15 protein-coding genes are annotated in these 14,741 nt (G+C 68.6%); 9 read left to right on the forward strand and 6 right to left on the reverse strand.

The features are described from left to right. Positions 1 to 36 precede the first annotated feature (36 nt). From CFB46_RS32810 to CFB46_RS32825, 4 genes are all read left to right on the forward strand, one after another. Positions 37 to 2,925, forward strand: a complete 2,889-nt coding sequence (locus tag CFB46_RS32810; protein ID WP_027786391.1) for a glycoside hydrolase family 2 protein — start codon at positions 37 to 39, stop codon at positions 2,923 to 2,925. Positions 2,926 to 3,019: 94 nt separating this feature from the next. Then, a complete protein-coding gene (locus CFB46_RS36170; protein ID WP_175888563.1) occupies positions 3,020 to 3,394 on the forward strand; it encodes a hypothetical protein in 375 nt (124 codons plus the stop codon). A gap of 375 nt (positions 3,395 to 3,769) precedes the next feature. Continuing rightward, the gene (locus CFB46_RS32820; RefSeq protein ID WP_027786392.1) at positions 3,770 to 4,234 is read left to right on the forward strand and encodes a hypothetical protein; all 465 of its coding nucleotides are present in this window, start codon (positions 3,770 to 3,772) and stop codon (positions 4,232 to 4,234) included. 70 nt (positions 4,235 to 4,304) lie between these two features. Continuing rightward, entirely contained in the window at positions 4,305 to 5,117 is an 813-nt protein-coding gene (locus tag CFB46_RS32825) for an alpha/beta fold hydrolase (protein ID WP_027786393.1), read from the forward strand. Between the two features lie 29 nt (positions 5,118 to 5,146). On the opposite strand, the gene CFB46_RS36175 is transcribed toward CFB46_RS32825, so the two are convergent. Beyond that, positions 5,147 to 5,296, reverse strand: a complete 150-nt coding sequence (locus CFB46_RS36175; protein WP_155257384.1) for a hypothetical protein — start codon at positions 5,294 to 5,296, stop codon at positions 5,147 to 5,149. Positions 5,297 to 5,459: 163 nt separating this feature from the next. Here CFB46_RS36175 and ampC point away from each other — a divergent pair, with 163 nt between their 5' ends. Both ampC and CFB46_RS32840 read left to right on the forward strand, forming a co-directional pair. After that, positions 5,460 to 6,629 (forward strand): class C beta-lactamase, encoded by a 1,170-nt coding sequence (gene ampC, locus CFB46_RS32835; RefSeq protein ID WP_027786394.1) that lies wholly within the window; start codon positions 5,460 to 5,462, stop codon positions 6,627 to 6,629. Positions 6,630 to 6,720: 91 nt separating this feature from the next. Beyond that, on the forward strand, positions 6,721 to 7,383 hold the full coding sequence (locus CFB46_RS32840; protein WP_027786395.1) for an ankyrin repeat domain-containing protein: 663 nt from the start codon (positions 6,721 to 6,723) through the stop codon (positions 7,381 to 7,383). 128 nt (positions 7,384 to 7,511) lie between these two features. Here CFB46_RS32840 and CFB46_RS32845 read toward each other — a convergent pair whose 3' ends face one another. The 4 genes from CFB46_RS32845 to CFB46_RS32860 are packed head-to-tail and all read right to left on the reverse strand — an operon-like array spanning position 7,512 to position 11,184. Next, positions 7,512 to 8,294 (reverse strand): ABC transporter substrate-binding protein, encoded by a 783-nt coding sequence (locus tag CFB46_RS32845; protein ID WP_027786396.1) that lies wholly within the window; start codon positions 8,292 to 8,294, stop codon positions 7,512 to 7,514. Positions 8,295 to 8,334: 40 nt separating this feature from the next. Then, positions 8,335 to 9,771: an FAD/NAD(P)-dependent oxidoreductase gene (locus CFB46_RS32850; protein WP_027786397.1), complete on the reverse strand. Its 1,437-nt coding sequence runs from the start codon at positions 9,769 to 9,771 to the stop codon at positions 8,335 to 8,337. After that, positions 9,768 to 10,067 carry a (2Fe-2S)-binding protein gene (locus CFB46_RS32855; RefSeq protein ID WP_027786398.1) on the reverse strand — a complete coding sequence of 100 codons (300 nt, stop codon included), beginning with the start codon at positions 10,065 to 10,067 and terminating at the stop codon, positions 9,768 to 9,770. Before CFB46_RS32855 ends, CFB46_RS32850 begins: the two co-directional genes overlap by 4 nt. Then, positions 10,060 to 11,184: an NAD(P)/FAD-dependent oxidoreductase gene (locus tag CFB46_RS32860; RefSeq protein ID WP_089502459.1), complete on the reverse strand. Its 1,125-nt coding sequence runs from the start codon at positions 11,182 to 11,184 to the stop codon at positions 10,060 to 10,062. Before CFB46_RS32860 ends, CFB46_RS32855 begins: the two co-directional genes overlap by 8 nt. A 149-nt stretch (positions 11,185 to 11,333) precedes the next feature. Between CFB46_RS32860 and CFB46_RS32865 the strand changes: the two genes are divergently transcribed. Further along, complete coding sequence (locus tag CFB46_RS32865; protein ID WP_027786400.1) at positions 11,334 to 12,248, forward strand: LysR family transcriptional regulator; 915 nt, start codon at positions 11,334 to 11,336, stop codon at positions 12,246 to 12,248. 221 nt (positions 12,249 to 12,469) lie between these two features. Here CFB46_RS32865 and CFB46_RS32870 read toward each other — a convergent pair whose 3' ends face one another. Beyond that, positions 12,470 to 13,378 carry a LysR family transcriptional regulator gene (locus CFB46_RS32870; RefSeq protein WP_027786401.1) on the reverse strand — a complete coding sequence of 303 codons (909 nt, stop codon included), beginning with the start codon at positions 13,376 to 13,378 and terminating at the stop codon, positions 12,470 to 12,472. A 130-nt stretch (positions 13,379 to 13,508) separates the two neighbouring features. On the opposite strand from CFB46_RS32870, the gene CFB46_RS32875 reads away from it, so the two are divergent. Next, positions 13,509 to 13,907 (forward strand): (R)-mandelonitrile lyase, encoded by a 399-nt coding sequence (locus CFB46_RS32875; RefSeq protein WP_027786402.1) that lies wholly within the window; start codon positions 13,509 to 13,511, stop codon positions 13,905 to 13,907. A gap of 16 nt (positions 13,908 to 13,923) precedes the next feature. Beyond that, the gene (locus CFB46_RS32880) at positions 13,924 to 14,700 is read left to right on the forward strand and encodes a carboxymuconolactone decarboxylase family protein (protein ID WP_373558219.1); all 777 of its coding nucleotides are present in this window, start codon (positions 13,924 to 13,926) and stop codon (positions 14,698 to 14,700) included. Positions 14,701 to 14,741: the final 41 nt, after the last annotated feature.

A 14,741-nucleotide genomic window follows, 5' to 3' on the forward strand; every position in this document is an offset into this window, starting at 1 on the left:
ATCCGTCGAGACGACGCAATCATGGAGGACAACTACATGAAATCGAAAGAGCGCCGAAAGTTTCTGTCCTACAGTGCCGCGCTGGTCGGTACGAGCTGGCTCGCCGGCTGCAATGGCGACATGGATTCGCCGTCGGGGGCAGCGGTCACGCCGAGCACCGACGGCCCGGCGACGGTCACGCCCACCGTCCCCGGCGTGCCGGCCGACCCGGAACACAGCCTGCTGGCGACGCAGCAGCTCACGCGGAACTGGACGTTCGCGCCCGCGAGCAGCCTGCCGGGCGCGGGCGGCGCGCAACTGTCGGGCGCTGCCGGCGTGACGGGCATGGCGCCCGCGACGGTGCCCGGCACCGTGCTGAACAGCATGATCGTCAACGGCAAGTATCCCGATCCGTTCTACGGCCGCATCGTCACGGACACCATTCCCGATACGCTGAAGGACACCGACTACTGGTACCGGACGACGTTCGCGGCACCGCCCCGGCAACCGGGGCAGCGCTTGTGGCTGAACTTCGACGGGGTCAATTACTGCGCCGAGATCTGGCTGAACGGCGCGCTCGTCGGCCGGCTCGAAGGCGCGTTCAAGCAGGGCGCGTTCGACATCTCGCGGCTGGTCCCGCAGGCGGGCGGTGTGGTCAATCTGGCCGTGCGCGTCGTCAAGCTGGATTTCTCCGAAGGGCCGCTGCTGCCGAACTACCAGAGCGGCGTCACGCGTGGCGGCCGCAACGGCGGTCCGACCGGCGTCACGCTGAAGAACGGCCCGACGTTCTTCTGCTCGGCCGGCTGGGACTGGCTGCCGACGATTCCCGACCGCAACCTCGGCATCTGGCAGCCCGTTTCGTGGTTCACGACCGGCTCGGTACGGATCGCGGCGATCAACGTCGCGCACACGCTTTCCGCCGATCTGTCGCGAGCGGAATTACGGCTCGATCTGGAACTCGACAACGGGTCGGGCCAGGATCTCGTCGCAACGCTCGTCGGCAGCATCGGCAACGGCGCGACGTTCAGCCACGACATGGCGATTCCCGCATCGAGTACGACGACGAAGCTATCGCTCACGTCGTCGGATATCGCGGCGCTGTCGATCAGGCAGCCGCGCCTGTGGTGGCCGAACGGGTACGGCGAGCCGGATCTTTACGCGGTGACGGTGGGGATCAAGGTGGGACGCCTGTTGTCGGACGAACGCACGCTGAACGTCGGCCTGCGCCGCATCGACTACTCGCGCGACATCGGCCAGGGCACGCAGTTGAGCATCACGGTCAACGGCTTGCCGATTCTCGTGATGGGCGGCAACTGGGGGCTCGACGAAGCGTTGAAGCGCATTCCGCGCGAACGGCTGTTCAACCAGGTGCGGCTGCATCGCGACGCGAACCTCAACCTGATCCGCAACTGGAACGGGCAGAGCACGAGCGACGATTTCTTCGATGCGTGCGACCGTTACGGGATCCTCGTCTGGCAGGACTTCTTCTTCTCGACCGAAGGAGACGGATCGGGCGCGGCCAACGTGCCGCGCGATCTCGACGACATTCGCGACGTGATCGCGCGCAACCGCCATCGCCCGTCGATCCTGCTCTGGTGCGGCGGCAACGAAGGTGCGCCTCCGCCGGCCCTCGTCAAGGGGCTCGACGCGCTCGTCGCCGAGCTGGACCCGCAACGCCTGTGCCTCACGAGTTCGGCAGGCGATACGGGCGCCGGCGCGGTGAACGGCTATTCGTCCGGCGGCCCGTACAACTGGGCGTCGCCGCAGGCCGCGTTCAGCCGCGGCTACGGCACGACGTCGGTCGCGTTCCACAACGAAGTCGGCTCGCACTCGATCCCGACGCTCGAATTCGTCGAGTCGATGCTGCCGCCCGGCTCGTACGATTGCCCGGACGATTTCTGGGCCGATCGCGACATGAACGGCAACGGCGCCTACTACGATCAGGTCGGCAAGCAGGGCGGCGCCGGCTACATCGCGATGACGGCGCTGCGCTACGGCGCGATCCGCAACCTCGCCGATTTCGTGCGCAAGGCGCAGATGATGAACTACGAGTGCATCCGCTCGATCTACGAGGCGAATGCGGCCGTGATGATCGGCCCGGTGGCCGGGAAGATCACGTCGCCGGCCACCGGCGTGATCATGTGGATGACGAACCCGTCGCAGCCGAGCTTCGTGTGGCAAATGTACAGCCACGATCTCGAGGAGCATTCGTCGTTTTTCGCGGTGCGGCACGGCTGCCGCCGCGTCAACGCGATCCTCGACGCGAATACCGCCGACGTGACGATCGCGAATCACACGAGCGCGGCCGTCACCGGCCGTGTCGAGATGCGCGTGTACAACCTCGACGGCACGTTGAGCAGCCGCGCCACGGCCGACGTCGGCGGCGTTGCCCGCGCGTCGTATCGCGTGGTGGCGAACCTGAAGCCGGCGATGGCCGCCGCGAAGTCCGACGTGTGCATCGTGTCGCTCGCGCTGACCGATTCGGGCGGCAATACGCTCGCGGAGAACGTCTACTGGCGGCAGCGCGACGGCGGCGACACGTCGTACACGTCGCTCGACACGATGCCGGGCGCGGCCGTTGCCGTCGGCGCGACGTCGGCCGAGGTCGACGACGTGACGACGCGCATCACGGTCGATGTCGCCAACGCCGGCGCTACCATCGCGCTGATGACGCACCTGCAGGTGTTCGATCCGGCGACCGGCGCGCGCATCCTGCCGGCGTTCTACAGCGACAACTATCTGAACCTGATGCCGGGCGCGAAGCGGCGGATCACGATCGACCTGCCGCATGCGAACGGCGCCCCGGTATCGCGCGTCGCGTTGCGGATCGACGGGTGGCGACTCGATCGGCCGAACTGCAAGCTCGGGCTCGGCGGTGTGCCGGTCGTGTTCAACGAGCGCGCGCTGGCGGTCGACCAGGCGGTGGCGACGTTCGCGACATGTTGAGCGGGTGGTTGGCGTGATGCGGCGCGGCGGCGAACGTCACTGGCGGTTGTCCGCCGCGCGGCTTCGGAGCCTGAATGCAAACGGGGAACGGAGCTTGGAGACGTTTCAGAGGATACGGATCGGGGCGCTGAAGCAAGCGCTGGACGACGAAGTCCACGGCTCGTCGATCAGCCATGAGCGGGCGGAAAACACCATCGCGCGGCTTGCCGAGGTGTTGTCGTTCACGCAAGCCGGCCATGCGCACACGAGGATGCTGAGGAAAGAAGTGCCCGGTACGGCCGCACCGGGCGGCATGGCCGCGCAGTTACGGGCGCAGCAGATCGAACCCGCCGAATACCACGACACCGCTGAGCACGATCATCGCGACGGAGTGCTGGCCGAAGTAGAGAATCGCGGCGGCGAGCCACGTCGTGATGCAGAAGGCGCCGATGCGGGCCATCGTGTGTTCCTCGAATGCGTGATGAAGTGAATGCGTGCCGCGCGGCGTTCGCCGCTCGAGCGGTGAGCGGAGCATCCACGCGGGCGAACGGAAAAGGCGACCCGGGAAGCCGCGTCGTCGTCGGCACACGTTGCATGCCGAGCCCCGAAAGGCCGTGAGTCGAAGCCGGCGGCATCACGCGATCGGGCCTGGAAGAGGCATCCGACATGCGCGTCCCGGCCGGCGAAGCGGCGATTTTACCAGCGCCGTCATGCCGCCAATCCGTCCCTTTCGCGATCAATTGCGGTCATCGCCCGGCAATCCACCCGACCCCGATATTCAAGTTTCGTGTGACGAATGCCGTAAAACGATAGGAAGGCGACTTTCGCCCCTGTCATTTCGTTTACCGACACACGGACCGACACGATGCAGATCGATTTCTCCACGACCGCGAGATCCCCGCTCGCGGACAGCGGCGTGACCGCGAACCCGCCCGCCGCGACGTCGTCCACCGGCGCCGCCACGGATGCCGCGAGCCCGACGGGCACGGCCGACGCCACGGGTGCGACCGGCACGGCCGGCACCACCGGCACGAAGGATTCGGCCGGCGCCGCCGGCGCTGCGGGCGCATCGTCGGAAGACCCGGCGGTCGCCCAGTTGAAGGCGCTGATCGAGCGGCTGCAGAAGCAGCTCGCGACAGTGGAGCGGCAAATGGCCGCTGCGGCGCAGCGCGCAAAGGACGATCCGGCCGCGGCCGTCGAACAGCAGTCGCTGAATGCGGAAGCCAGCGCGATTTCAGCCGCGCTCGCGACGGCAATCTCGCAACTCGCCGCGGCACTCGAGAAATCCGGCGGCTCGCCGTCGGGCGGGCTGGTGTCGACGCAGGCCTGAGCGGCCACGGCGGCGTCGGCCGCACGCATTACAATCGCAAGCTCGTCTCCCTCTCAAGGACGGCTGAACGATGAATGCGGAACTCGACGACGACGAACTCGTTCACTTCGACGCACACGGCGGCACGCCGCTGCCCGCGGCCGATGCCGAAGGATGGCTCGACCACGACGGCGCGCGCATCCGGCACGCGTCGTTCGGCCGGGGGCCGGCGGTCGTGCTGCTGCACGGCGGCCTCGGCCACGGCGGCAACTGGGGCAACCAGGTACCGGCGCTGCTCACGGCAGGCTACCGCGCGATCGTGATCGACAGCCGCGGCCACGGCCGCAGCACGCGCGACGACAGACCCTATTCGTACGAACGCATGGCCTCGGACGTGCTGGCCGTTCTCGACGCGCTGCAGGTCGACCGTGCACGCTTCGTCGGCTGGAGCGACGGCGCATGCATCGCACTCGTGCTGGCCGCCCGCGCACCGGAACGCGCGGCCGGCGTGTTCTTCTTCGCGTGCAACATGGATCCGGGCGGCACGAAGGAAATGGTGCCGAGCCCGCTGATCGATCGTTGTTTCGCGCGACATCGAAAGGACTATGCGCAACTGTCCGCGACACCGGACCAGTTCGACGCATTCGTGGCTGCCGTCAGCGAAATGATGCGCACGCAACCGAATTACACCGCGCAGGATCTCGCGGCGATTGCCGTGCCGGTTGCGATCGTGCAAGGTGAGCACGACGAATTCATCCGACCCGAGCATGCGGCGTACCTCGCGCGGACGATCCCGGGCGCGACGCTGACGATCCTGCCCGGCGTGAGCCATTTCGCGCCGCTGCAGCGGCCCGCGCGGTTCAACGCGGCGATGCTGGCGTTTCTCGACCGGTTGGCGGGTTAATGCGCGCACGGCCCGCCGACGCGCGGGCGTTACTCGGCGAGCGAATCGAGCGGCTGCGCGTACTCGAACGCCCAGACGACCCTGCGAAAGAAATGGTTGCCGAGCCACGCGAGGATGTCGCCCGGATCGCCGCGCTCGGCGCCGCGGCGGGCGAGCCGCCCCCGTCCGGCATTTCGCATATCGCATAAGTTTTTCTTTCGGCTCGCGCAACATATCGTCGATTGTTGGCGGCCGGGCGGTAGCGGATAGTCCTGCTTCGGCAGGCCGGCCGCCGCTCGCTCCGCGCGGCGCGGCCAGGTCTGTTGTCCATGCAACCATCAGAAATCGAAAGGAACCGCACTCATGCGATTCAATGCGACACGCTTCGCCGCGACCCTGTTCGTCGCCGCATGCGCGACCGCCGCGGCCGGCCGTGCGGCCGCCGTCACGCAGGACGCCCTCCACGACACCGTCACCCGCCATATCGCGCCGCTGATGAAGCAGTATGCGGTCCCCGGCATGGCTGTTGGCATCGTCGCCGACGGCAAGCCCTATGTGTTCGACTACGGCGTGATGTCGAAGCAAACCGGCAAGCCGGTGACCGGCGACACGCTGTTCGAAATCGGTTCGGTCAGCAAGACGCTGACCGCGACGCTCGCCGCCGACGCGCAGGAGGGCGGCGAACTGTCGCTCGCCGACCCCGCGGCCAAATATCTGCCTGAGCTGCAGGGCAAGCCGTTCGGCGTCGTGACGCTGCTCCAGCTCGGCACGCACACGCCCGGCGGGACGCCGCTGCAGGTGCCGGACAGCATCCGCGACGACGCGGACCTGATCCGCTATCTCGACGCGTGGCGGCCCGAATATGCGCCGGGCACGCACCGCAAGTATTCGAACGTCGCGATCGGCATGCTCGGCTGGCTCACCGCGAAGGCGATGCACAAGGATTTCGCGACGCTGATGGAGCAGCGCCTCTTTCCCGCGCTCGGGATGACGCATACCTACATCGACGTGCCCGACGCGCGCATGGCCGACTATGCGCAGGGCTACACGAAGGACGGCAAGCCGGTCCGGATGACGGAAGGCATGCTCTGGCAGCCGGCGTACGGCGTGCGCACCACGGCGGCCGACCTGCTGCGCTTCGTGCAGGCGAACATGGGGATGATCCAGACGGCGCCGCGGCTGCAGCGCGCGATCGAACGCACGCACACCGGCTATTTCCGCGCGGGGCCGCTGACCCAGGATTTGATCTGGGAACAGTATCCGTACCCGGTCGCGCTGCCCACGCTGCTCGCGGGCAATGCGCCGAAGATGCTGTTCGATGCGGTGCCGGCCAGCGCGATCCAGCCGCCGCTCGCGCCGAACCCCGCGACCTGGATCAACAAGACGGGTTCGACCGGCGGCTTCAGCACGTATGTCGCGTTCGTTCCCGCGAAGCGGATCGCGATCGTGATGCTCGCGAACGGCAACGTGCCGATCGAGGACCGCGTGAAGGTCGCCTACCGGATCCTCGGGTCGCTCGGCGACGGGCGGTAACGTTGCCGCGCCCGCCCGTCGGGAAATGCTTATGATGGGCGGGCAATCCGGTGCGCGGCGAGCGACGCACCGGGCGACGGAGGAGAGCCGATTGAGCATCGCATGGGACGGAATCACGGGCGCCGACGTGCTTGACGACGCGCAACTGGCGAGCCGGCACGCGCTGGCCGATGCGGCGCGCGACGGCGCATGGGCGACCCTGCTCGAGCGTATCGCGCAACAGCCCGCGCTCGTCAACGCGACGCGGCCGGGCGGCACGTCGCTTTACGCGCCGTTGCATCAGGCCGCGTATGGCGGCGCGCCGGAGGAGGTCGTCACTGAGCTGCTGCGGCTCGGTGCATGGCGGATGCTGCGTGATGCGCGACGCGAGCGTGCGATCGATATTGCCGCGCGGCGCGGGCATCGGCATCTGGTCGCGCTGCTGACGCCGCAGCCGCGACGCTTCGTGCCCGACGGCACGCTGCGCGCCATCCAGCGTCATTTCCACGACATGATCGGTGGCCGCATCGCGCACCTGCGGGTCGACGCGCTGCGTTTTCCCGAACTCGAACCGCTGCTCGAATTCGACGCGCAGGCCGGGCGCATGTGGTTCGCGGTGCCCGGCATGTACGGCGGATTCGATTACGCGCTGCGCACGGACGGCGATGCCGCCGTGCTCGTGTCCGAGAGCTGGAGCCGCGTGGTCGGCGGCTCGGGCCAGCGGCACGAGATTACGGCCCACGGCTGCACGCTGGTCGAAGCGGGCTTCGTCTGACACGGCCGGTCATCCCGCCGGGCACAAGACCGCACCACGTCGATGTCGTTGCGAGTGCACCCAATCAGAGGCATCGCGGCGCCCGGGAAGAATGGCTGCCGGGTTTCGCTTTCCTGCCCCGTGTGCGGTCAGTTCCCGTACATGTCGAAGTCGAAGTATTTCGACTGGATCGCGTCGTAGGTGCCGTCGCTGCGAATTCGCGCGATGGCGCGGTTCAGCGCGTCGCGCAGGTCGGTGTCGGCCTTGCGCACGCCCGCCGCATCGCCGTTGCCCATGATCTTCGCGTCGTACACCACGCCGCCCGCGAACGAGAAGCCCTTGCCGCGCGGCGTCGCCAGGAACCCGAGCTGGCCTTGCACGGCATCCATCAGCACGCCGTCGACGCGCCCGGTGACGAGATCCGCATACGCCTGGTCGTAGCTCGGATACGGCACGACCTCGACCTTCGCGGCCGCCCACTTTTCACGTGCATAGGTTTCCTGGACCGTGCCCTGTTCGACCGCGACGCGCTTGCCGGCGAGCTTGGCCGCGTCCGGGAGCAGCCCCGACCCGCTGCGCGCGATCAGCCGCGTCTGGTTGCGGTACAGGCGATCGGTGAAGTCGATCTGCTGGCGCCGCTGTTCGGTCGCGGCCATCGACGACAGGATCACGTCGAACTTGCGCGCCTGCAACCCGGGAATCAGCCCGTCGAAACTGCTCGATACCCACACGCATTTCGCATTCAGCTTGGCGCACAGCGCGTTGCCGAGATCGATGTCGAAGCCTTTCACGCTGCCGTCGGTCGCGGTCGACTCGAACGGCGGGTAGGTCGGGTCGACGCCGATGCGGATGGTCGTCCATTCCTTCGCGGACGCCAGCGATGCGAAGGCCATCGCGGCGGCGGAAAGGAGAATCGTGATGCGCGTCTTCATGGTCGGGCTCCGTTCGTGTGGGGAAGAGTGGGCGTGCGCGTCAGCTCGGGAATTCGCCGCGCTGAAAATCGTTCGACAGTTCGAGGGCGTCGGCCATCTCGCCGACGGTGACCGGCTTGATCGGCGCGCGGATCCGGTAGTGACCGACGTCGCCGACGCTGCGCTGCTGTACGTCGGCGATCAGTTCGCCGACCGTCGTGCCGCACCAGCGCCCCTGGCACGGACCCATCCCGCAGCGCGTGAACGCCTTCATCTGGTTCGGCCCCTGGCAGCCGAGTGCCGCGAGCCGGCGGATTTCGCCGGCCGTGACTTCCTCGCAGCGGCACACGATCGTGTCGTCGTCGGGGCGGCGCAGCGCGGCGGACGGCGTGTAGAGCGCGTCGAGCAGCGGGCGCACCGCGAGATGACGGCGCAACGCGTGCAGCACCGGGCGTTCGCGCGCGGCCTGCCGTTGCGCGTCGAGCGCACCGAGTTGCACGGCGATGTCGAGCGCCGACACTTCGCCGGCGAGTGCCGCAGCCCGCGCGCCGCCGATGCCCGCGCCGTCGCCGGCGATCCAGACGTGCGGCACGCTGCTGCGGCCGCGTGCGTCGCAGCGCGGCCGCCAGCACGCCGACGAATCGTCCCATTCGTGTGCGCAGCCGAGCGAGCGGGCGAGCTGCGTCGACGGAACGACGCCCTGATGCAGCAGCACGAGCGACGTGTCGAGCATCTGCACGACGCCTTCCGCGTCGCGAAAGCGAATGCGTTCGGCGCGGTCGGCGCCGTCGATGCGGATGTCGGTCGCGCCTCGATACACCGGAATCCCGGCGTGGCGCACCGCGCGCAGCATGCGCCAGCCCTTGAGCAGATAGTCGGCGCCGCGCAGCGCCGGCAGCGCATGCGGGAGCGCGCGGCGCCACGCGTCGCGCGGCGTCGTATCGACCAGCGCGCGCACGCGCCGGCCGGCATTCAGCAATTGCGCGGCGAACAACCAGAGAAGCGGGCCGCTGCCCGCGAGCACGGCGTCGGCCGATGGCGCGAGCCCCGACGCTTTCAGCAGCGTCTGCGCGGCGCCGATGCCCATCACGCCGGGCAACGTCCAGCCGGGCACCGGCCACGACCGCTCCTGCGCGCCGGTCGCGATCAGCACCGCGCGCGCGCCGATTTCGAGCGTGCCGCGCGACGGGCCGCTTTGCGTGAGCATCGCGACGGGCGCCGGCTCGAACGCGATTTGCCAGACGACGCTGCGCGGCAGGTAATGCGCGCCGCTGGCGAGCAGGCCGTCGACGAGCGGGCGGCCGGCCGTGTAGTCGGCGCCGAGCCATTGCGCGAGCGGCGCCGGCGCATCGGCGACGTTGCGGTAGATCTGGCCGCCGGGTGCGCGGCCTTCGTCCGCGACGACGACCGACAAGCCGGTCGCACGCGCGGCGGTGGCCGCCGCCATCCCGGCCGGCCCGGCGCCGACGATCAGCAGGTCGCACTGGCGGCGCGTCATGCGAGCCTCGCCTTGCCGTGCATCGTGCGCACCTGCATGCCGTCGGCGACGGGCGTCATGCAGCCTTGCACATTCGGTACGCCGTCGACTTCGACGAGGCAGTCGAAGCACACGCCCATCATGCAGAACGGGCCGCGCGGCGCGCCGCTGACGGCGCTCGTGCGGCATGCGGCCGAACCGGCGGCGAGCATCGCGGCCGCGACGCTGTCATGCGCGGGTACGTCGTACGGCGTGCCGTCGATATGGATGCGCACGCGTTCGAGCATCGCGGCGGCGGGAATGAGGGATTCAAACATGCCGGGCTTCCGTGGGCGCGGCGAAGCGCGCGGTGGTAAAGGCGGACAGGTCGGCCGGCGCGGCGCGGCCGGCGATCCACGGCGCGACGAGATCGGCGTGGGTCGCCGCGAGCGTCACGCCGCTGTGGCAGATCGCGATGAACGCGCCGGGATGCGTGGCCGACGCCTCGTAGATGGGCAGGCCGTCGGGCGTCATGATGCGCAGCGCCCCCCACGCGCGGACGATGCGTGCATGCGCGAGGGCCGGGAATGCGGTGCGGGCCCGGCGCGCGATGTCGACCATCGCGGGACGCGTCTGTCCGTCGTCGAAGCCGACGTCTTCGGCCGAGTCGCCGAGGAGCACCGAGCCTTCCCGCGTCTGCCGGACGACGAGCGTCGGATAGTCGAGAAACGGCGCAAGGCGCTCGGTGACCATGATCTGGCCGCGCAACGGCGAAATCGGTGCGCGCAGGTCGACCATCGGCGCGAGCCGTGCGTTGTCGAGGCCGGCCGCGAGCACCACGCGCCCGGCTTCGAGCCGCGCGTGGCGTGTGTCGATCTCGAAGCGCCCGGCGCGCGGGCGGATTTCCGTGACGTCGCTGCGCGGCAGATAGACGCCGCCGCACTGCTGGAATGCCAGCAGCATGGCGCGCAGCGTATGGAGCGGATTCGCGTGACCGTCGTTCGGCGACCACAGCGCGCCGGCCAGCGACGGCGATGCCGATGGAATGCGCCGGCGCAGCGCCGCCGGATCGAGGACTTCATACGACAGCGCGGCGTCCCGCCGGCGCAGCGATTCGAGCAGGTCGGTCGCGCTGTCGAGTTCCGCGCGATGTTCGAACAGCTCGATGCCGCCCGGGCGTTCGAACGCACAGTCCACGCCGGTTTCGCGCTGCAACTGCGCGGAGAATGCGTGCCAGCGCGCCGACGATTCGCACGACCAGCGCGCATACGGCAGGCAGCGGCCGCCCTTGCCCTGCACCCACACGAGCCCGAAATTGCCGCGCGCCGCGCGAAACGCGATGTCGTCGCCGTCGCACACCGCGACGCGTTGGCCGAGACGCGCGATGCCCCACGCGAGGGCCATGCCGACGAGACCTCCGCCGGCCACGACGACGTCGAAGCGGCGCACGGTCATGCGCGACTCCGGTGTCGCGGGTGACGCGGTTGCGTGTTATATCCCATGGGAGCGCGGCTCCTTGCTTTCAGTACGGTGTGGCGCCGATGTTCGGACAGGCAAAATGCGCTGTCCAATACAGCTTGATCAACGACCCATAATTCAATGTTATGACTACGCCCTCGCTCAGGATTCGTCAGATCGAAGCGTTTCGCGCGGTGATGCAGCGCCATACCGTCACGCGCGCGGCGCGCGATCTCCATATCTCGCAGCCGGCGGTGAGCCGGCTGATCGCCGATCTCGAGGACCGGATCGGCTTCGTGCTGTTCGAGCGGCAGCAGGGGCGCTTCACGCCGACCGCGCAGGCGCGCGTGCTGTACGAGGAGGTCGAACGCGCGTTCGTCGGCCTCGACCGTGTTGCGCAGGCCGCCGAGCAGATCCGCGCGATGCGGCGCGGCACGCTGCGCGTGGCCGGCTCGCCCGCCGTCGCGCTCGACCTGCTGCCGGAGCTCGTCACGCGTTTCTCGCACGCGCATCCGGGCGTCGACATCACGCTGCTCGCGCACAGTGCGTCCACCGTCGTCGACAAGGTCGCGTCGGGGCAATGCGATGTCGGGTTGATCGCCGAGCCCGTCCCGCATCCGGCCGTGCGCGGCGAGCGGCTCGCGGAAAGCGCGATGTGCTGCATCGTGCCGCGCGGGCATCGGCTCGCGCGCAAGCGCGTCGTGCAGCCAGCCGACCTGCGCGACGAATCGTTCATCTCGTTTCCGCCGAGTTTCGAGGCGCGCAGCGCGATCGACCGCGTGTTCGTCGAAGCCGGCGTGTCGCGCGTGTTGTCGATCGAGGCGCAGCTGTCGCGGACGATCGTCGCGTTCGTCGCGAACGGCGCCGGCGTTGCGCTGATCGATCCGGTGACGGCCGCGTACGCGGGCCCGCGCGTGGCCGTCAAGCCGTTCGAGCCGGCCGTGCCCGATCACTTCTATCTGGTGACGTCCGCGTCGCAGCCGCTGTCGATGATCGGCGACGCGTTCTGCGCGGATTTACGCGACGCGTTCGCGAGGATGCGGGAGAACGAAGCCGGGTGATTCGGTGGAGGGGCCGTCACGACCGCGGGGTGCGGTCGGCGCCGCGCAGCGCGGGTCGTTCAAGCGATGGCCGTGTCGTCCGCTTCGACTGCCGCGGGAGCCGCCGCCGCGGCGCCCGCCAGCCTCCGATAACGCGCGAGTGCCCAGCGGGAAGTACGCGGTATAGCCGTGATACTTCAGGTAGAACGGGCGGGACGCTGCCGATACACCGGCGTAACGGCTCAGGCCGATCGCATGTTGCGTTGATACCCGGCCCTGAGCGCGTCGACCACGAGCTCCACGGCCCGCGACGATTTGCGCCGGCTCGGGTAATAGACGTGGAGCCCGACGAACGTCGGAAACCAGTCCTCCAGCACCCAGCCGAGCCGTCCGGCTTCGACGTGATGCGCGACCAGGTCCTTCGGCACATAGGCGAGCCCGAAGCCGGCAAGCGCCGCGTCGACCATCTGATAGACGTTGTTGAACGTCAACTGCCCTTCGACGCGGACCTGCAATTCGCGGCGCCCCTTGCTCAACTCCCACGACAGCAGCGCGTTTCTGGTCGGCAGCCGAAGATTGATGCAGTTGTGCCCGGTCAGGTCCTGGGGCGTCTTCGCCGCGGCTCGGGACGCTAGATAATCGGGAGAGCCAATGATCGACATCGTCATGTCCGGCGCGATACGCTGCGCGATCATGTCCTTGGCGACCTGGTCGCCAAGCCGCACGCCGATGTCGTAGCGGCCGGCGACGAGGTCGGTCAGACCATAGTCGTTCACCAGCTCGACCTTGAGCGCCGGATACCGACGCAGCAGCGGTTGCAGCCGCGGCCACACGTACTCGTTCGCCGCATAGTCGGTCGTGGTGATGCGGACGTTGCCGGCCGGCTGGTCCGTCGTCGCGCGCAGCGATTCCAGCTCCGCCTCGATTTCCTGAAAGCGCGGGGCGAGCGATTCCAGCAACCGCTCGCCGGCCTCGGTCGGCGACACGCTGCGCGTCGTGCGCGTCAGCAACGCAATGCCCATGCGCGTTTCCAGCGCGCGCACCGTTCGGCTCAACGCCGACTGGGACACGCCAAGCTGCGCGGCCGCGCGGGTGAAATTACGCTCGCGCGCGACGGCCATGAACGCCACCAGATCGTTGAAGTCTTCCATTGATTCATGCACCCCAGCATAGGTCCATGCCGATTTTGCCATCTAGTCGCATGAATCGCGAATCATTAAAGTGGAATGGCTGACCGCTGGAGCGATCCATGCGGCACCCTTTTCGATAGAGGACGACATCATGGAACTGAAGCGCGCGGGCTCGCAGCCCTCGATCAAGGGCCCCGACGAATGGTTCACCGGCACGGTCCGGATCGACCCGCTGAACGCACCGCCGCCGCCGGCGCGCGTATCGTGCGCCAGCGTCACGTTCGAGCCGGGCGCCCGCACCGCGTGGCACACGCACCCGCTCGGCCAGACCCTGCTCGTGACCGCCGGCTGCGGCTGGACGCAATGCGACGGCGAGCCGCGCGTCGAGATCCGCGCGGGCGACGTGATCTGGTGCCCGCCCGGACACAAGCACTGGCACGGTGCGACGTCGACCACCTCGATGACGCATATCGCGATTCAGGAAGCACTCGATGGGCGCAACGTCGACTGGCTCGAACACGTCACCGATGCGCAGTACGACCCGCGCTGACGATCGCACGCGTTGCGTGTCGCGGCTCGCCGCCGCGACGGGCCTGGCGCTGCTTGCCGCCGCGTGCACCACCATGCAAAGGACCGACACCATGCAGGAATCCTTGCCTTCCAATGAGTTGAAGGCCATTGCCCCGGCCTTCGAGCGATATACGACTCGAACCGTGTTCGGCGGCCTGTGGAAGCGGCCGCACCTGTCGCCGCGCGATCGCAGCATCGTGACGCTGTCGGTGCTGATCGCTCGCGGCCAGACCGCGGAGATGCCGCTTCATGTCCGCCTCGCGCTGGATCATGGCGTGAAGCCCGCGGAAATATCGGAAATGATCGCGCATCTGGCCTTTTACTCGGGATGGCCCAACGCGAGCGCTGCGTCGATCGTCGTCAAGCACGCCTATGACGAACGCGGCATCGGGCCCGATCAGCTCGCGCCTGCGGACGTCACGCTGCTGCCGTTGAACGAGGCGGCCGAGGCGCAGCGCGCACGGACGGTCGCGGAGAACTTTGGCGCCGCTGCACCGGGCGTGGTCGAGTACACGACCGACGCGCTGTTTCGCGACTTGTGGCTTCGCCCGGGGCTCGCGCCGCGCGACCGCAGCCTGGTGACGGTGAGCGCGCTCGTCGCCAACGGCCAGGTGGCGCAGATCCCGTATCACCTGAACCGGGCGATGGACAACGGGCTCACGCAGGACGAAGCGTCCGAGACGTTGACGCAACTGGCGTTCTACGCGGGATGGCCGAACGTCTTTTCGGCGATGCCCGTGTTCAAGGAGGTATTTTCACGGCGCGCGACGTGACGTGCCGGGACGCTGTACGAGAAACCGGGCTGGCGGACGCA

The organism is Burkholderia sp. HI2761 (genome assembly GCF_002223355.1).
Lineage (GTDB): Bacteria > Pseudomonadota > Gammaproteobacteria > Burkholderiales > Burkholderiaceae > Burkholderia.